The 18409-nt window shown below is 63.9% G+C and carries 15 protein-coding genes; 5 read left to right on the plus strand and 10 right to left on the minus strand.

All coding sequences use genetic code 11. The annotated features are described in order from the left end of the window. Nucleotides 1–178: 178 nt before the first annotated feature. The 8 genes from ACFSOZ_RS33065 to rtcR form a co-directional block, all read right to left on the minus strand. Nucleotides 179–1996: an ABC transporter ATP-binding protein gene (locus tag ACFSOZ_RS33065; RefSeq protein ID WP_379105119.1), complete on the minus strand. Its 1818-nt coding sequence runs from the start codon at nucleotides 1994–1996 to the stop codon at nucleotides 179–181. After that, the gene (locus ACFSOZ_RS33070) at nucleotides 1993–2937 is read right to left on the minus strand and encodes an acetamidase/formamidase family protein (RefSeq protein WP_379105121.1); all 945 of its coding nucleotides are present in this window, start codon (nucleotides 2935–2937) and stop codon (nucleotides 1993–1995) included. Before ACFSOZ_RS33070 ends, ACFSOZ_RS33065 begins: the two co-directional genes overlap by 4 nt. After that, entirely contained in the window at nucleotides 2927–4570 is a 1644-nt protein-coding gene (locus tag ACFSOZ_RS33075) for an ABC transporter substrate-binding protein (protein WP_379105123.1), read from the minus strand. Before ACFSOZ_RS33075 ends, ACFSOZ_RS33070 begins: the two co-directional genes overlap by 11 nt. 75 nt (nucleotides 4571–4645) lie before the next feature. After that, nucleotides 4646–5566 (minus strand): ABC transporter permease, encoded by a 921-nt coding sequence (locus ACFSOZ_RS33080; protein ID WP_379105125.1) that lies wholly within the window; start codon nucleotides 5564–5566, stop codon nucleotides 4646–4648. Next, nucleotides 5563–6429 (minus strand): ABC transporter permease, encoded by an 867-nt coding sequence (locus ACFSOZ_RS33085; RefSeq protein WP_379105209.1) that lies wholly within the window; start codon nucleotides 6427–6429, stop codon nucleotides 5563–5565. Before ACFSOZ_RS33085 ends, ACFSOZ_RS33080 begins: the two co-directional genes overlap by 4 nt. Before the next feature lie 19 nt (nucleotides 6430–6448). Beyond that, nucleotides 6449–7051 carry an ANTAR domain-containing response regulator gene (locus ACFSOZ_RS33090; RefSeq protein ID WP_379105126.1) on the minus strand — a complete coding sequence of 201 codons (603 nt, stop codon included), beginning with the start codon at nucleotides 7049–7051 and terminating at the stop codon, nucleotides 6449–6451. Further along, nucleotides 7048–8142: a transporter substrate-binding protein gene (locus ACFSOZ_RS33095; RefSeq protein ID WP_379105128.1), complete on the minus strand. Its 1095-nt coding sequence runs from the start codon at nucleotides 8140–8142 to the stop codon at nucleotides 7048–7050. Before ACFSOZ_RS33095 ends, ACFSOZ_RS33090 begins: the two co-directional genes overlap by 4 nt. Before the next feature lie 177 nt (nucleotides 8143–8319). Further along, nucleotides 8320–9918, minus strand: a complete 1599-nt coding sequence (gene rtcR, locus ACFSOZ_RS33100) for an RNA repair transcriptional activator RtcR (RefSeq protein ID WP_379105130.1) — start codon at nucleotides 9916–9918, stop codon at nucleotides 8320–8322. A 207-nt stretch (nucleotides 9919–10125) separates the two neighbouring features. On the opposite strand from rtcR, the gene ACFSOZ_RS33105 reads away from it, so the two are divergent. Beyond that, nucleotides 10126–11685, plus strand: a complete 1560-nt coding sequence (locus tag ACFSOZ_RS33105) for a vWA domain-containing protein (RefSeq protein WP_379105132.1) — start codon at nucleotides 10126–10128, stop codon at nucleotides 11683–11685. 1215 nt (nucleotides 11686–12900) lie between these two features. Further along, nucleotides 12901–14304, plus strand: a complete 1404-nt coding sequence (locus tag ACFSOZ_RS33110; protein WP_379105134.1) for an RtcB family protein — start codon at nucleotides 12901–12903, stop codon at nucleotides 14302–14304. 42 nt (nucleotides 14305–14346) lie between these two features. Here ACFSOZ_RS33110 and ACFSOZ_RS33115 read toward each other — a convergent pair whose 3' ends face one another. Continuing rightward, the gene (locus ACFSOZ_RS33115) at nucleotides 14347–15216 is read right to left on the minus strand and encodes a helix-turn-helix domain-containing protein (RefSeq protein ID WP_379105136.1); all 870 of its coding nucleotides are present in this window, start codon (nucleotides 15214–15216) and stop codon (nucleotides 14347–14349) included. A gap of 93 nt (nucleotides 15217–15309) precedes the next feature. Between ACFSOZ_RS33115 and ACFSOZ_RS33120 the strand changes: the two genes are divergently transcribed. Both ACFSOZ_RS33120 and ACFSOZ_RS33125 read left to right on the plus strand, forming a co-directional pair. After that, nucleotides 15310–16854: a 4-hydroxyphenylacetate 3-hydroxylase N-terminal domain-containing protein gene (locus ACFSOZ_RS33120; RefSeq protein ID WP_379105138.1), complete on the plus strand. Its 1545-nt coding sequence runs from the start codon at nucleotides 15310–15312 to the stop codon at nucleotides 16852–16854. 6 nt (nucleotides 16855–16860) lie between these two features. Next, complete coding sequence (locus tag ACFSOZ_RS33125) at nucleotides 16861–17370, plus strand: flavin reductase (RefSeq protein ID WP_379105139.1); 510 nt, start codon at nucleotides 16861–16863, stop codon at nucleotides 17368–17370. A gap of 30 nt (nucleotides 17371–17400) precedes the next feature. Here ACFSOZ_RS33125 and hpaR read toward each other — a convergent pair whose 3' ends face one another. Continuing rightward, nucleotides 17401–17796, minus strand: a complete 396-nt coding sequence (gene hpaR, locus ACFSOZ_RS33130) for a homoprotocatechuate degradation operon regulator HpaR (RefSeq protein ID WP_379105211.1) — start codon at nucleotides 17794–17796, stop codon at nucleotides 17401–17403. Nucleotides 17797–18019: 223 nt separating this feature from the next. Between hpaR and ACFSOZ_RS33135 the strand changes: the two genes are divergently transcribed. After that, a complete protein-coding gene (locus ACFSOZ_RS33135) occupies nucleotides 18020–18406 on the plus strand; it encodes a 5-carboxymethyl-2-hydroxymuconate Delta-isomerase (RefSeq protein WP_379105141.1) in 387 nt (128 codons plus the stop codon). The last annotated feature ends 3 nt before the right edge of the window (nucleotides 18407–18409 follow it).

Here is an 18409-nt window from a genome sequence, read left to right on the forward strand (position 1 = left end):
CTTAAGGCACATCGACCGAACCCGTTTCCACGCGACGCGCTTGGTGGCATGACGCCAGCCGGGAGTCCGAGATGGAACACGAACATGTGAACCGCGACCTGCGGCACGGCGAGGTCGTCTCGAGCGACGGGAGTCTCGGTGAGAGGCTTACGGGTGCTCCTCGCCCGGCAATAACGCCTCAGGTCTCCGCGGCGACGAGATGGCCGTTGCCGACATCCGTTAGAGCCAGTTTCAGCGGCGCCTCGCCGATCCTGCGGGTGGCGCTCGGGATCTCCTGATCCAGGCGGGCGAAGCGGCTTCTTCGCTTCGCCGGATCGGGCACCGGCACGGCATCGATCAGGCGTCTGGTGTAAGGGTGGCGCGGGTTGGAAAAGACTTGGTCGCGCGTGCCCATCTCGACGATCTGGCCGAGATACATGACGGCGACGCGGTCGGAAATGTTCTCGACCACCGCCATGTCGTGCGAGATGAACAGGTAGGCGACGCCGAATTCGCGCTGCAATTCCTTCAACAGGTCGAGCACGCGCGCCTGTACCGAGACGTCGAGCGCCGAGACGCTTTCGTCGGCGATGATCAGCTTCGGCCGCAGCGCCAGCGCCCGGGCGATGCAGACGCGCTGGCGCTGGCCGCCTGAGAATTCATGCGGATAGAGCTCCATCTGGTCGGCCGACAGGCCGACACGCTCGAACAGCGCCGCCACACCCTCCCGGCGCTCTTCCTTCGAGGCGATGCCGTGGATGACAAGCGGCTCGGCGACGAGGTCGCCGACGCGCATGCGCGGATCGAGCGAGGCGAAGGGGTCCTGGAAGATCATCTGAACGTCGCGGCGCACCGCCTTGCGCTCGTCGCGGCCAAGCCCGGACAGGTTGCGTCCGCCAATGACGACGTCGCCGCTGTAAGGCACCAGTCCGGCCAGTGCCTTGGCGGTGGTCGACTTGCCGCAACCGGATTCGCCGACCAGCGCCAGCGTCTCGTTGGGCGCGATCGAAAAGCTGACGCCTTCAACGGCATGGACGCGGCGGTTGACCCGGCCGAAGAAACCACCGCGCAGATCGAAGCGAACATGCAGATCGTTGACATCAGCGACATTGGCCGGTGCTGTCGTCTCGACATTCCTGGATGTCTGCCTGCCGGCACCGCTGCCGATGCGCGGCACGGCGGCCAGCAGTTCGCGCGTGTAGTCGGCCTGCGGCCTGGCGAAAATGTCTGATGTCGTGCCTTCCTCGACCATGCGGCCATGCCGCATGATGATGACGCGATCGGCCATTTCGGCGACCACGCCCATGTCGTGAGTGATGAGGATAACGCTGGTGCCGTGCTGGCGCTGCAGATCACGCAACAACTCCAGCACTTCGCCTTGCACGGTGACGTCGAGCGCCGTCGTCGGCTCGTCGGCGATCAGCACGTCGGGTTCGAGCGCCAGCGCCATGGCGATCATCACCCGCTGGCGCATGCCGCCAGACAACTCGTGGGGAAACTGCCTTAGCCGGCTTTCGGCTTCGGAGATGCGCACCGCCTTCAGCGCCTCGATGGCGCGCTGGCGAGCCTGCGCCTGTGACAGGCTGGTGTGCGCCTCGATGGATTCGGTGAGCTGCCGGCCGATCGACAGCACCGGATTGAGCGAGGTCATCGGCTCCTGGAAAATCATGGCGATGCGGTCGCCGCGAATGCGGCGCATCTGGCGTTCGTCGAGCGTCGCCAGATCGGTATCGCCCAGATCCCCGGTACGAAGACGGATTTTCCCCGAAGATATGCGCGCGGCGGGTTGCGGCAAAAGCTGCATGATCGCCAGCGCCGTCATCGACTTGCCGGAGCCGGATTCGCCGGCGATGCAGAGTGTTTCGCCACGGGCCAGCGTCAGCGACAGGTTGGAGACGACGTCCCGCTCGCCGTCCTCGCCGCGCACGCTGACCGACAGGCCGGCGATGTCGAGCACCGGCCCCGCCGTCGCCGGAGCGGTTGCTCCGGCCTGCTTCTTGCCCGCGCCTGCGTTCATTCGAAGACGCAGCGCGGGAAGTAGAACGACACCACCCAGTTCGGCATGTCGACGATCTCGCTGATGCGGAGATCGCCGCACACCGAGGCCAGCATATAGGCCTCGACGGGATCGAGCTTGTAGCGGCCGGCGAGCAGGTCGACCATCTGCGCGACCGCCTCCCTGGCGCCGGCCATCAGGTCCGGACCAATGCCGGTCGTCACCTCATAACCCTTGGCGTCGAGATGGCGCGTCACCGGGCCCGAGGTGGTGAAGCGCGGTGTCTTCAGCCTGGCATCCTTGACCAGGTCGAGCTTGAGCACGACATCCATCGGGCTTTCGATCGCCGTTCCGCACACCTCGCCATCGCCTTGCGCCGCATGGGTATCGCCGACCGAAAACAGCGCACCGGCCACTTCGACCGGCAAATAGAGCGTCGTGCCGGCGGCAAGATCGCGGATGTCGAGATTGCCGCCGACCCGCCTTGGCGGCACCACCGAGTGGTGACCTTTCTCAGCCGGCGCATTGCCGATGGTGCCGGCGAACGGTTTCAGCGGCACGCGCGCATTTTTGCCGAACAGCGCCGGCGCGAGCGAGGCGGCGTCATACTTCCAGATGTTGAGCGCCGGCTCCTTGAAGTCGTCGGCGAGCAGGCCGAAACCCGGGATGTTCGCCGTCCAGCCGAAGCCGGACGGTTTGAACAGCTCGATCGTCACCTTCAGCGCGTCACCCGGCTCGGCACCCTCGACGAAGATCGGCCCGGTGACCGGATTGATCTGGCCGAAGTCGAGCTTGGCGATGTCGGCGACCGTGCTGTCGACCGTCAACTGGCCGCCGGAGGAATCGAGGCACTGGAACTCGATGGTCGAGCCGGGCGCCACCCGCTCGGCCGGGGCAAACGAATTGTCCCAGCCGAAATGGTGATGGCGCCCGTGGATGGTGTAGTCGCAGTTATTGCACATCTTTTACGTACACATTGTCGTAGTTGATGAAGACATGGACCGGGTCGACATAGAGGTTGTCGGCGCCGCCCATGCGTGCGGATTTCATGGTGAAGCGCTGCTCGTTGAAGACCGGCGCCCAGGGCGCGTCTTCCATGATCTTGTCGTAGATGGCGCTCCACATCTTGTTGCGCTCTTCAGACTTCGCCGGATCGGTTATCGAGTCGGCTTCGGCCGCCTTGGCGTCGAGATCCTTGTTGCAATACCAGGACCAGTTCCAGCCACCCGGCACCGCACCGGCGCAGCCGAGGATCGGGCCGTAGAAGTTCGAGGGATCGGGGAAATCAGCGATCCAGCCCATGCCGCCAGACCAGATCATCGGCGCGCCGGCCTTGTCGCCGCCGGCGGCGATGACATTGGCCTGGGCCAGTGCCTGGATGCTGGCCTTGATGCCGACGGCCGCCAGATCCTGCTGGATCGCCTGGGCGATGCGCGGGTTGGGATCGGTGTTCATGGCGAACAATTGCGTGTCGAAGCCATCGGGATGACCAGCCTCGGCAAGCAGCGCCTTGGCCTTGGCGACGTCATAGGGATAGCCCTTGAACTCCTTGTCGTAGCCCGGCATCGACGGCGGCAGCGGCTGGTTGGCCGGCACCGCGCGGTTGTTGATGATCTGGACGATGCGCGCCTTGTTGATCGCCATGTTGACGGCTTGCCTGACCTTCACATTGTCGAAGGGCGGCATTGTGGTGTTCATGGTGATGTAGCCAGTGTGCAATTGGCCGCCTTCGACGACGCGCGCCTTCTGCTCGGGATCGGCCATCACTTCCTGGAATTTTGCCGGCGGAATGCCGTCAAGGGGCAGGTCGATCTCGCCTTTCTGCATGCGCAGCAGCGCCACGATCGGCTCCTGGCCAACCTCGAAAGTGATCTTGTCGAGATGCGGTAGGCCCTTGTGCCAATAATCCGGGTTGCGCACGAAGACGATGCGCTGGCCGAGCGTCCACTCGGCGAGCTTGAACGCGCCGGTGCCGACCGGGTGCTTGCCGAAATCGGCGCCGTATTTCTCGACCTCCTCCTTCGGCACGACATGCGAGAAGTTGATGGCCATGACATGCAGGAAGGTGGCGTCCGGGCGGGTCAGCTCGAACTTGACGGTGTAGGGGTCGACCACGGTGACGCCGGAGAGGCTTTCGGCCTTGCCGGCGGCGACATCGTCATAGCCCTTGATCGAACCGAAGAAGCCGGCGCCGGGGCTCTGCGTCTTCGGATTGGTGACGCGGTCGAGCGAGTACTTTACATCGTCGGCCGTCATTTCGCGGCCATTGTGGAACTTCACGCCATGGCGCAGCTTGAAGGTGAAGGTCTTGCCGTCGGGCGAAATCTCGTAGCTTTCGGCGAGATCGGGCTTCAGGTTGGTGGTGCCAGGCTCGTAGTCCATCAGCCCGTCGAACAGGCTCTTGATCATCGACCAGTTCTGCCAGTCATAGCCGATCGCCGGGTCGAGCGTGGTAACATCGTCCTTGTATGTGGCAATGATTTCGCCGCCCTGCTTGGCGTTCGGATCGACGGTGTCTTCGGCGCGTGCGCTTGTCATGCCGAGCATCAGCGCCAACGCCGATGCCGCTACTGTGGATGCCAGAAACTTTTTCATTGTTATGTTCCCTTTCTCTGTTCGGTTTCGGTCATGTTTTTGGCGATGTCCCGGGTTTTCATCTGAGCTTGATGCTCACCTGAGTTTAATACGGGGGTCGATGAAGGGCGCGATGATGTCGGCCAGCAGGTTGCCGAGCACGATGGCGAAGGCCGACACCAGCGTGACACCCATGATGATCGGAATGTCGACGCGCTGGATGGCCTGCCAGGCGAGCTGGCCGATGCCGGGCCAGCCGAACACGCTTTCGACCACGACGATGCCGCCCATGAAGATGCCGATGTCGATACCGATCATGGCGATGACCGGCAGAATGGCGTTGGGCAGCGCGTGGCGAAAGATGATGGCGCGACGCGCCAGACCCTTGGCGCGCGCGGTGCGCACATAATCCTGACGCAGCACGTCGATCATCGACGAGCGCATCATGCGCGCGTACCAGCCGGCGCCAAGGATGCCCATGGTCAGCGACGGCAGCACCAGATGGCGCCAGGTGCCGTAGCCGCCGATCGGAAACCAGCTCAGCCGCACGGCAAAAACGTAGAGCAGCAAAAGGCCGACGACGAATTGCGGCGCCGAGACGCCGACGAAGGAGGCGACCATCAATGTCTGGTCGGTGGCGGTGCCGCGCTTGACGGCGGCGATCAGGCCCATGCTCAGGCCGATCAGCAGCTCGCACAGGATGGCGCCGACCATCAGCAGCAGGCTTGCCGGCAGTCGCGAGACGATCAGCTCGGTGACCTCGGAGCGCTGGATGTAGGAGCGGCCGAGATCGCCGCTGATGAGCTTGGTCAGATAGCGCCAGTACTGGACGACGAAGGGCTGGTCGAGGCCGAGTTGCTGGCGGATGTTCTCGACCGTCTGCGGCGTGGCGCTGCGGCCGGCGATCTGGCGCACCGGATCGGCGGGCAGGAGATAGAGCAGCGCGAAGGTGATCAGCGAGACGCCGAGCAGGATCAGCAGCGACTGGATGAGGCGGCGACCGAGATAGGCGATCATGCCCGGCCCCTTTGCGTCGGATCGAGGATGTCGCGCAGCGCATCGCCGATCAGGTTGAAAGCCAGCGCTAGCGCCAGGATCGCGGCGCCGGGGAAGAACACCAGCCAGGGTGCGGCCTGGAAGTAGGTCTGGTTCTCGAAGATGATGTTGCCCCATGACGCGGTCGGCGGCTGCACGCCGATGCCGAGGAAGGAGAGCGTCGCCTCTAACAGCACCGTGGTCGAGATGCCGAGCGTGCCCCAGACGATGATGGTCGGCAGCAGATGCGGTAGGATGTGGCGAAACAGGATGCGTGGCGCGCTCGCCCCGATGGTGCGCTCGGCGTCGATGAACTCGCGCTCGGCGAGCGAGCTGGTCTCCGTGTAGATGACGCGGGCGGTCTGCACCCAGTTGACCAGGGCGATGACCATAGCGACGATCCATAGGCTGGGCTCGAACACCGCCGCCAGGCAAATAGCGAGCAGCAATGCCGGAAAGGCCATCATCAGGTCGGTGAAGCGCATCAGCGCGCCGCCGATCCAGCCGCGGAAATAGCCTGCGGTGACGCCTACCAAAGTGCCGATGAAAAGCGCTACGCCATTGGCGACGATGCCGATGATCAGCGAGGTGCGCGCACCGTAGAGGATGCGGGTCAAGAGGTCACGGCCCAGCAGATCGGTGCCGAGCCAGAATTTGGCATCCGGCGGCAAGGGCGAGCCCTCGATGGTCAGGCCGTCGAACATCTGCTCGTTGGGATCATAGCCGGTCAGCCACGGCGCGAGCACGGCGCCGGCGACGACGATGGCGACGATCACCAGGCCGAGCAGTGCCAGACGGCGTTTGGCCAGACGGCGCCAGACGCCGGCGCGCGGCTTGACCGGCATGCGCCCGGCCGCCGGCAGATCAGGCGCGATGGGACTGGTCATCGCCGCCCTCCTCCTCCGTCATGGCCACGATCCGGCGCGCGGCGTCCTCGACGCTGATCTGCCAGCTCATCGCCAGCGAGCGCAGCTGCGCATAGGCGCGGTCGTCGTCGGTGCTCTTCGATAGCGCGGCCACCGCGCGCACGATGGTCTGGCGCTCGGCGACGCGCTGGCGAAGCGAGGCAATTTCGCTGGCCAGGTGTTTGCGCGCCTCGAAACTCTGCCGCGCGATCAGCAGCGCGCTGTAGACACCGGCATTGCCGACCGGCTTCAGCAGCTGGGCGTCGGCCTTGTGCGACAGCGACCATTCGATGCGGCCGGGCGCTTCGGAGCCTATCAACGCCACCAGCGGCATCGGCGCCTCGCCCGGCTTCCACGGGAATTGCTCGTCGAAGCCGAGATCGGCGTCGAAGAAGACGAAATCTGCCGCGAGCGCCTCGGGCGGCAGTTCGGGCCAGCAATCCAGCGTGATGAGGCCGATGGCCGACAATTGCCTGGTGATCGCCTGCACCGTCGGATGTGGGCGATGCAGGACGAAGGCCCTGGCCCCACCGAGATTGGGGATGCGTGGCGTCTTGCTCACGACACCACCCTCAGGCGCGGGCGACCGAAGGTCTTGGCCGGGTCGTAACGCGACAGATAAGGGTCCGGCGCGACCTCGTCCTCGCGGCTGACGACCTCGAAGAAGCCGTCCGCGATGCGCCCGATGATCACCGGCAGCGTCGCGTGCTGGGAGTGCGCGTCGATGGCGATCGGCCCGAGCCGGGTGGAAAAGCGCCGTTCGGCGAAGGCCTTGGAAAATTCCGCCGGACCGGCGTCGGCATCGTGCGAGAGCACGTCGGCCATCACTTGCACCGAGGCATAGGCGGACGCCTCGAAGGACGAGGCAAAGGCGGCCGGCCGCGGCGCGAAATAGGGCCCGACCGACAAATGCCCTTTCCCGGATACGCCAAGCGCCGGCAGCTCGCCCTCGGTGAGGTTGCAGGAGATGACCGGGCAGGCCTCGGGGCTGAAGGCCGGATCCTCTCCCGCCAGCCCGCGATAAGCCGCCAGGAAGGCGTAGGACGATGTGCCGATCAAATTGTTGAGGATGAAGTTCGGCCGTGTCGCCCGGATTTCGGCGATCAGGCGCGACACATCGGTCTCGCCGATGCGCAGATAGCGCTCGCCAAGGACCTTGCCGCCGGCATCCGCGATCAGGTCGCGCGCCACGCGGTTCATCTCCCAGCCCCAGATATAGTTCGACCCGAGCAGGAAGCCGTTGGCGCCGAAGCGCGGCACGACATGAGCCATCAGCGGAACCAGATGCTGGTTGGGGCAGGCGTGCATGTAGACGACGTGCTCGTTGGCCTCGAAGCCCTCATAGGGGCAGGCGTACCAGAGCATGCCGCCCGCTTTCTCCAGCACCGGGATCGTCTCCTTGCGGCTCCAGGAGGTGACACAGCCGACCACGTGGCGCGCGCTGCTGGTCTTGAAGATATCCTCGCAGAGCGTCGCGTAGCGGTCCGCATTGCTTTGCGGATCGCGCTCGACCGGCACCAGTTCGATGCCATAGCGGCGGTCGGCGTTGATGTCGGCGATGGCGCGCATGGCGCCCATCCGGCACGCATCGGACACGAGCTGATAGCTCCCCGAGCGGGAATAAAGGATGCCGATCTCGATACGCCGTTTCAAACAAATCCCCAAAAATGACAATGCCCCGCAGCCAGCGCCGGAGGGGCGAGGCATACGAGGCATTCTTGCCGCCCGGCGATCAGAGCCGGTATTTTGTCCTAGCGTATTCGGTACGGCGGGTCAGTCAAGCGGGAAAGTGCATGACGCCTGCAGCGGGTCGGTCGTGCGCGGTGTCGATCAGCGCCGAGCGATGTCCTCGAAGCTGAGGTCGAACCGCATGAGATATTTGCGCAGCCGGTCGGCGTCATTGCCGCTGGTCTTTTGCAGCCGCGAGACAGCGAACAGTTTTCGCCCGGCCGCGCTGATCGAATTGCTGTCGCGGCAAACCTCCAGCACGGTGGCAAGCTGTGCCCGGTCGAACATGTCGATCCGGCTTTGGCGCTCGGGACCGAGGAGCTCCTGCAGAATGGCGTCGCGGTCGTCGGCATCACCAACACGCCACAGGGCCGTCAGACGATCGATCTCGTCACGCACGGTCTCCTCGTTGATGCGGCCGAGCGGCGCCAGCGTCGCCATGCGAGTGACGGACGCCGAGAGATCGCGGAAATTTGCCCGCCACATCGCCTCCGGCGCGATGGCGAACCTGAGATAGAGTTCCCGCGCTTCCTTGTTGAAGGTTGCATTCTGGCCCTCGCGCTCGCTGAACCGGCGCAGTTCGAAGTCGAGATTCGGCTCGATATCCTCCTTGCGGTCGCGCAGCGCCGGCAGCTGGAAGGTCCACAGGTTCAGCCGCGCGAAAAGATCCTCGCGGAACTTGCCCTCCTTCACGCCGATCGAAAGATCGCGATTGGTACCGGCGAGAAGCTGGAAATCAGACATGACGTCCTGGTCGGCGCCGACCGGCAGGAAGCGCTTTTCCTCGATGGCGCGCAGGCACATGGCCTGTTCGTCGAGGCCGAGTTCGCCGATCTCGTCGAGGAACAGTACACCCTTGTTAGCCGACTTCATCAGCCCAGCGCGCTCGTTCTGGGCACCGGTGAAGGCGCCCTTGACGTGGCCGAACAGCGTCGACATCGCCTGATCACCGCGCAATGTCGCGCAATTGACCTCGATGAAGGCGCCGGAGACCTGCCGCTGCGCCTTCTTGAGTTCGTAGATGCGCCTGGCAAGCTGCGACTTGCCTGCCCCTGTCGGGCCGGTCAGCAAAACCGGCGCGCGCGAGCGGATCGTCACCTTCTCGATCTGGTCGATCATCTGGTTGAAGGCCGGGTTGCGAGTGGCGATGCCCGATTTCAGAAACGACGTCGCCTCGTCGCGCTCGGCGGCAAAGCGGGTGGCGATCGCGTCGTAGCGGGACAGGTCGAGATCGATGATCGAATGCCCGCCGGAAACCTCGCCGTTGCCCTCGGGCTTGCGCGGCGAGAGCTGAAGCAGCCGTGCCGGAATGAAGTGGGCCTCGGTGAGCAGGAACCAGCATATCTGGGCGACATGGGTGCCGGTTGTGATGTTGACGAGATAGTCTTCCTTCTCGGGGTCGAACACATAGGCGCGGGCGAAATCGCGAAGCTCGGTATAGACCTCGCTGAAATCCCAGGGATCCTTCATGCCGATGATGTGCGACCTGACCTCGGTTGCTGGCGAAACCTGTTCTATGTCGGCAATAATCTGCGCGGCCAGTCGCTGCGACCGCAAGTCATGGATGAGCTCCAAGCGATCGATGAACAATCCCGGCTGCTGGCACAGCGCCACCGTCGGCCGCCATTTCTTCCAGCGGTCGTCGCGCCCACTGGCATCGAGCGTCGTGCCGAGGATACCGATTGCAACGCGTCTTTTCATTTTATCCTGTGCTATAAGGTACGAGATCCTGGGATCACTATACAGGCACACGCTTGAACGGCGCCAGAGGCTGGAGTTCTCGTGCTGAATCTTTATTTCTCAATGAAATCAAGTTATTGGTCCGAATTGAGCGGATCGAAACCCGCTCGTCCTTCAAACTGGCACGCAGCTTGTAATGATGCTGATGTGAAATGAAGGATGAGAACAATGGCGAACAAATCCGTGTTTGCGACGATTGCAGGAAAGCTGCTCCCGCCAGCTGACGTTCGGAACCATGAAGGCGCTCGGGCTTACCGCCTGTCGCCCCATCAGGCTCTGGCGCAGCTGGCGGCGACGGGAACGTTCAACGCGACCTTCTATGCCGAGCCGCGTGAGCAGCTGGACGAGATGCTGAGGCTCGCCTGGCAGGTCGAGCCCGGATTCCTGGCGCGCACCGCCGTCCACGCCTTCGAGCAGGGCTACATGAAGGACATGCCGGCGTTCCTGCTGGCCGTTCTGTCCTGCATGCAGGGCGACGAGTTCAACCGCGCGTTCGGCCGCATCGTCAGGAACGGCAAGATGCTGCGCACTTTCGTGCAGGTGATGCGTTCCGGCGCCACCGGGCGCAAGTCGCTCGGCACGCGGCCGAAGCGCCTTGTCCAGGTGTGGCTCGAGCAGGCGGCCGACTTCGAGATCATGCGGGCCGCGGTCGGCAACGATCCGTCGCTGGCCGATGTCATCAAGATGGTTCACCCGAAGCCGAAATCGGCGTCGCGTGAGGCGCTTTATGGCTACCTGATCGGCAAGCCGCATGACGTCGCGGCCTTGCCGGACGCGGTCGGGGCATTCGAGGCGTTCAAGCACGATCCGTCGCTGCCTGTGCCTGAAGTGCCGTTCCAGATGCTGACCTCGATGCCGCTGACATCAGCGCATTGGGTGCAGATCGCGGAGACGGCCGGATGGCAGATGCTGCGGCAGAACCTCAACACTTTCGCCCGCAACGGCGTGTTCGAAGTGGACGGGTTCGCGGAGAAGCTGGCGACGCGTCTGCGTGATCCGGAGGAAATCCGGCGCGCCCGCGTGTTCCCGTATCAGCTCATGGTGGCGTTCACCATGACCGATGCGAACGTGCCCGGCGTGGTCAGGGACGCACTGCAGGATGCGATGGAAATCGCGCTCGGCAACGTTCCCCGGATCAACGGCAATGTGGTCGTGTGCCCGGACGTTTCGGGCTCCATGGCCTCGCCGGCGACCGGGTACCGCAAGGGTGCGACTTCGGCCGTCCGCTGCATCGATGTGGCTGCCCTGGTGGCCGCCGCGCTGCTGCGCCGCAATCCCACGGCCAGGGTCCTGCCGTTCGAGAACGATGTGGTGGATATCCGCCTCAACGCTCGCGACACGGTGATGACCAACGCCGCGAACCTTGCCGCCATCGGTGGTGGCGGAACCAACTGTTCAGCTCCGCTGGCACGGCTGGTCCGCGAGAAGGCGACGGTCGACCTGGTGGTGTTCGTGTCGGACAACCAGTCCTGGGTGGATGCGTCAGCGCATGCGCATCAGGGCACGGCGACGATGCAGGAATGGAGCAAGCTGAAGGTGTTGAACCCGGCAGCGAAGCTGGTCTGCATCGACATCCAGCCGTTTGCGACGACGCAAGCCAAGCCGCAGGCCGACATCCTGAATGTCGGTGGCTTCTCCGACCGCGTCTTTGACGTGATCGCGACGTTGCTGTCCTCGAGCGGCGACCCGGACCATTGGGTGCGCAGGATCGAGGCGGTCGAACTCTGACAATGGTCCCGGCGGCGCGTCCGCCGGGACCATTAACAAGACAATCAGGGCATGACGAATGCCGATGGAACTACAGGCTGTTCACCTCCAGGTCGCGGGTTCGAATCCCGTCGGGTCCGCCACTATGGACCCGTAGCTCAGTGGTAGAGCGGGACGTTTCGTCAAACCTTGTCGTCATGCCCGATGATCTTTGCGCGGCTTTGGTGCATCCGAGGAAGAAAGGAACTGAACACAAGGCGTGACGAATGCCAGTGGAACTACAGAACTTCCGGGTCGCGGGTTCGATCCCCGCCGGAGCGACAGCTCCGTAGCTCAGCGGACAGAGCAGGGAGACGCGTTTCACAACAGACTTGTCGTCACACCTTGCGAGAAATAGCCGCGGCGAATGCCGGATGGAACTACAGCACAAAAGGGATGCTCCGTGAGGTTCGACTCCTCACCACGCAAGCGCTCTCTGGCACGAGCGGGACTCCCGGGTTTCATCATCTCTTGTCGCCGCGGCGACAGACTAAAGCCTGATCCCGAAAACTGGAATTCGGTTTTCTCGGACAAACGGTTTCCGTTTGTCCAGAGATCATGCTCAAGAAATGGCGAATGCAGGCAGGACTACAGGTAGCGCGCCCGCCGAAAGGCGGGAGGTCGGGTGTTCAAATCACTCTCTCGCTCTACGGAGCGGGGTGGCGCAGTCACCGTCTTGCCACCTCTTGTCGCCAGCCAATTGAAGAGAGCGAATGCCTGCGGGAATACATTGGGATCTGGTGGTTCGAATCCACCCGTCGGTCATTGATCGATCGGTTTCTCGCATCGACTTGTCGCCCGCCTGGAGAAGGAAAAAGAATGGCGAATGCAGGCAGGATTAGAGCGTCCGCGGCGAAGGTTGCGGAAGGTCGGGTGTTCAAATCATCCCTTCCATCCCACAGGGACGGAAAGTAGCTCAGTCATTGTCTTGCCGATCCTTGTCGCCAGACCGAATGAAAGGACGAATGCCTGCGAGACTACAGGTAGACGCAGCCCGCTGCCGAGCAATTCCAGGAAACGTGTGAAACGGTTTTCCGTCCGGAATTGCGCCAAACAGGCAAGCGGGTGCCGAAAGGCGTGGGGGTTCGTGTCCCTCCTTCGCATCTTCGCGAAGTGGCGGAAAAATGTCTCGCATTCCCTTGTCGTCCGTCCGCAATACGCAATGCTGCCAAATCAGTTGTACTGAAAGTGAAAGCCATGACCGAGATTTTGAGTGGACAGGATTTGATCGACGCCGGAATGCCGCAGGGCAAGTGGTTCGGCAAGGCGCTCGCCGCTGCCAACGCGGTGCTGGAGAGCGGCGGATCGCAGGGCGACGCGCTGGAGGCCGCGCGCGCTTTCGCGCCGCCGCCTGCGCTGCCGCTGCATGCGGCTCGATCCATGCCGCTGCATCTGAACATCGAGGCGGAAACGCCTGACGAGGCCGCCAATGTCGAAGCGGTCATGCGCAGCATGGCCGAGCTGATGCGCACGCCGGTGATCCGCGCCGGCGCCATCATGCCGGATGCCTGCCCGGCCGGTCCGTCGGGCACCATTCCGGTTGGCGGCGTTGCGGTGTCGGAAGGCATCCACCCCGGCATGCATTCGGCCGACATCTGCTGCTCGATGGCGATCTCGGTGTTTCCGGGTGTGGCGCCGGCCACGCTGCTCGATGCCGTCCACGCGGTCACCCATTTCGGGCCGGGCGGACGCCCACGCGGCCAGCAGATCCGGCCGGCCAAGGAGGTCTTCGAGCGCTTCGAGACCAACTCTTTGCTGCGCGACATGACCAGTGCTGCGATCGAGCATTTCGGCACGCAGGGCGACGGCAACCATTTCGCCTATGTCGGCACGCTGAAGTCGAGCGGCGAGACGGCGCTGGTCACCCACCACGGCTCACGTTCGCCGGGTGCGCGGCTGTACAACAAGGGGATGAAGATCGCCGAGGGCGTTCGCAAGACGCTGTCGCCGGAAACCTTGCCGCAGAATGCCTGGATTCCCGCCGATACGCGGGAAGGTGATGAGTATTGGGCCGCCCTGCAGACGATCCGCGAATGGACCAAGGGCAATCACATGCTTATCCATGACCTGACGGCCGAGCGTCTATCGGCGAAGGTGTCGGACCGGTTCTGGAACGAGCACAACTTCGTCTTCCGCCGTTCGGACGGGTTGTTCTACCACGGCAAGGGCGCCACGCCGGCCTTCGATAACTGGGCCGACGACGCGACCGATCTGACGCTGATCCCGCTCAACATGGCGGAACCGGTGCTGATCGTGCGCGGCAGGAATGCGGCGCACGGACTTGGCTTCTCGCCGCACGGCGCCGGGCGCAACTTTTCGCGCACCCAGCACCGGCGCATGCAGGCCGGGCGCACCGACGCGGATATCTTCGAGGAAGAGACGAAGGGCATCGATGCCCGCTTCTTCTCCGGCGTGACGGATATTTCGGAGCTGCCGAGCGCCTACAAGAACGCCGCGTCGATGCGCCGCCAGATCGAGCATTTCGGGCTGGCGGAGATCGTCGACGAGGTCATGCCCTATGGCTGCATCATGGCCGGCGATTGGGAGGCCAACACGCCGTGGCGCAAGAAACGGGAAGCGCGCCAGCAGCAGGGGCGCTAGCCGGAAACTGGATGCGGGCCGCGTGGCCCGCATCCATAAACATCAATGCTCTTGCAACTGCTTCCGGCGCCAGGCTGCCGGGGCCTCGCCGACCCGCGCGCGAAAAACTCTTGAGAAGTACGCCGGGTCGTCGAAGCCGATTTCGTAGGCGATGTCCTCGACCGTGCGCACGGTGAAAAGCAGCAGCCGTTTGGCCTCCAGCAGCCGCCGCTCGCTGACGACCCGCTTGACGCCGCTGCCCAGCACCGCGCGGGCGGCCTTGTCGAGAAGATGCGGTGTCGTGGCCAGAGTCTCGACATAGCGGTCGACCGGCCAGTTGTCGCGGAAATGCACATCGACGAGCCGACGCAGGGCTAGTGCCAGCGAAGCCTCGGAAGACATTGCGGAGGCGGTCGCGCCGGGACCGAGGCGGGCAATGTGGGAGAGCGCGACGGCGATCAGCGCCGGCAGGACCTTGTCGTTGCCGGCCTGTGCCTCGGCGTATTCGGCAGCGATCATGTCCAGCACCGGCGCCAGCCTTTTCCATGTAGCATGCTGCGGCAAGCCGTCGGCAAAGACCGGACGGTCCAGCGGCAGCAAGCTGTGACCGGCAATGGCGGCGAGGGCATCATCGGCGACCGAGACGACGATGGCGTCGGTGCCGGGACCGATCGAGAAGCCATGCACGACATTGCTCGGCACGAAGCTGACGGCGGGTGCTGAAAAGTCCCAGGACCGGTCCTCGATGCGGTAGGTTCCGGAGCCGCTGGTCCAGAAGGTGATCTGACCCATCTGCGGATGCTTGTGCGCGGCTACCTCGCCAAGATGGATGTTGCTGCGGGCAAGCACCGTCTCGACATGCAGGAAACCGACATCGAGCGGCCGCACCGGCTCGCCGTAGACGAAGAAGTCGGGGATGGAGTTCTGGCCCATGGCGCCGGAAAAAGTCCAATCGATTTTGCCGTTCCGTCCATAACCGTTCCACGCCCGGGGCGCTAGGGTTGGCCTGCTGAGTGGAGGAACATCATGCGGTCAGAAGACTTCCGTGCCGACAAGGGGCGCCCGTTCACCGGGGCCGAGTATCTGGAGAGCCTGCGCGACGGCCGCGAGGTCTATATCAACGGCGAACGCATCGCCGACGTCACCACGCACCCGGCGATGCGCAATTCGGTGCGGTCGCTGGCGCGCCTCTACGACGCCCTGCACGATGCCAAACAGCGCGACGCTTTGACCTCGCCGACCGACACCGGGTCAGGCGGCTACACCCACAAATATTTCCGCGTTGCCAAATCCGCCGCCGAGCTTGTCGCCCAACAGACGGCAATCGCCGAGTGGTCCCGCATGTCCTATGGCTGGATGGGGCGCACGCCCGACTACAAGGCGGCGCTGATGAACACGCTCGGCGCCAATGCCGACTGGTATGGGCCGTTCAAGGACAATGCGCTGTCCTGGCACAAGAGAGCCCAGGAAGCGGCGCTGTTCATGAACCACGCCATCGTCAACCCGCCGATCGACCGCCACAAGCCGGCCGAACAGGTGAAGGACGTCTTCGTCCACATCACCAGGGAGACCGATGCCGGCATCTATGTCTCCGGTGCCAAGGTGGTGGCGACATCCTCGGCGCTGACCCACTACAATTTCCTGGCCCAGGGATCGGCGACGGTGACCGAGGATCCGTCGCTGTCGGTGATGTTCATCGTGCCGATGAATGCGGCGGGGATAAAGATGTTCTGCCGCGTCTCCTACGAGCAGACGGCCAATACGGTGGCAGCACCCTTCGACTATCCGCTGTCGTCGCGTTTCGACGAGAACGACGCGATCCTGGTGCTCGACAATGTCTTCATCCCCTGGGAGGATGTGCTGGTGCTGCGCGACGCGCAGAAAATCCTGTCGTTCCACCCGGCTTCCGGCTTCATGCATGGCTACTGCTTCCAGGGCTGCACGCGTTTCGCCGTCAAGCTCGACTTCCTCGCCGGCCTGCTGGCGAAGGCGCTGCGCGCCACCGGCGGCGACGCCTTCCGCGGCAACCAGGCAGCGCTTGGCGAGGTCATCGCGCTGCGGCACATGTTCTGGAGCTTTTCCAATGCCATGGCCTACAACCCGATCCCGTGGGCGAATGGTGCGGTGCTGCCCAATCTGGAGGCTGCGCTCGCCTACCGGACCTTCATGTCGGAAGCCTATCCGCGCGTCATCGACACCGTGCGCCGGGTGATCGCCTCTGGCCTGATCTACCTGCCGTCATCGGTGCGCGACTTCAACAATCCCGAGATCGACAAATACCTCGCGCAATATGTGCGCGGCTCCAACGACATGGGCCATATCGAGCGCATCAAGATCATGAAGCTGTTGTGGGACGCAACCGGCACCGAGTTCGGTGGCCGCCACGCGCTCTACGAGCTCAACTATGCCGGGGCGCCGGAAGAAGTGCGGCTGCAGGTGCTGAAGGGCGCCGAACGCGGTGGGCGGCTGAAGGCGATGGAGGAACTGGTCGACACCTGCATGGCCGACTATGACGAGAATGGCTGGACCGGAGATACCTGGCTCAATCCACTTGCTTCGCCGGCTGAGTGAAATCAGATGGCCACGCAGATTTCGAAAGCCGATTTCCGCGACGCCATGGCGAGGGTCTGCGCGCCGGTCAACATCGTCACCACCGACGGTCCAGCGGGACGCGGCGGCTTCACCGCCACCGCCATGTGCAGTGTCTCCGACGAGCCGCCGACGCTGCTCGTCTGCATGAACGGCCGCTCTACGCAGGCCGCCATGTTCCTGTCCAACCGGCGCTTCTGCGTCAACGTGCTGACCCATGACCACATGCATCTGGCGGGAAAGTTCGCCGGCGCGACCAGGGACATGGAAGCGCGCTATTCGGCGGCGCGCTGGCAGACGCTGACCTCCGGCACGCCGGCGCTGTCGGATGCGATCGTCAACTTCGATTGCGAGATCGAGACCGTGCACGTCGTCGGCACGCACAACGTCATGATCGGCCGCGTCATCGATGTCAGGCACGGCAGCGGCGGCTCGGCGCTGCTCTATGTCGACCGCAACTATATGCAGCCAACCCGGCTTGGCAGCTTTGGCGGGTGAGCAGGGCGAAGCCGCCCGAACCGGAGAGCCTCAGCTCTCCCCGTCGATGAGGCTTTCCAAGAGATCGAGCAACTGCTCAAATTTCTCGTGGCCAAAGCGCTGTTCGATCTCGTCATAGATGACGCGACGCTCGGGCGAGAGAGCATCGATCAGGGCGGAACCAGTCGGGGCGATGGTCAGCACGACACGGCGGCCATCGCCTTCAGCCTTGTTGCGGGTGATGAATTTGCGTCCCTCGAGCGCCTTGATGATGCGCGTCAGGCTGGGCGGCAGCACCGATGCGCGATCGGCAAGTTCCGTCGCTTCGACCGGGCCGGCTTCGCTCAGCACACGCAGCACGCGCCATTGCTGTTCGGTCACGTCATGCGCCGCAAGCATCGGGCGAAACCGCGCCATCACCGCTTCGCGGGCGTGCAGGAGCGCCATTGGCAGGGAACGACGGGTGTTTTCAGGCAGCAAGGAAAAGAGCCTCCCACGGTCGCTTGCGATCGAAAAACAGGCCTTCCTTCAGCTGATTCCGCCCGCCAAAAGCCCGTCCTTGCCATCCCGTATCGTTGCGCCAAGCCCGATGCAAGACTTGACTTCTCGGATGCCTCATGTAATTAACGCGTTAACTACAACAAGGCAAGTGATCGGGGAGCGAAACGCCGTGCCTCACTTCTCCATCGAGTATTCGGCCAATCTCGATGCCAGGGTCGACATGGGCGAATTGTGCGCGCTGGTGTTGCGCACCGTGCTGGACACCGGGCTGTTCGAGACCGGTGCCGTGCGGGTGCGGGCTTTTCGCGCCGAGGCCTACGCCGTGGCCGACAGGCTGCCGGAAAACGCCTTCCTCGACATGTCGTTTCGCATCGGAACCGGGCGCAGTGCGGAGGAGAAGAAGCGGACCGGCGAGGCCGTCTTCGCGGCGGTGAGCGAGCACCTTGCCGCGCTGTTCGAGACACCGCATTTCGCCCTGTCGCTCGAGATCCGGGAAATCGACCCGGTGTTGAGCTGGAAGAAAAACGCAATCCACCCGCGACTGCGCGGCAAGTGACGG

Origin of the sequence: Mesorhizobium newzealandense, assembly GCF_042682145.1 — a bacterium.
Lineage (GTDB): Bacteria > Pseudomonadota > Alphaproteobacteria > Rhizobiales > Rhizobiaceae > Mesorhizobium > Mesorhizobium newzealandense.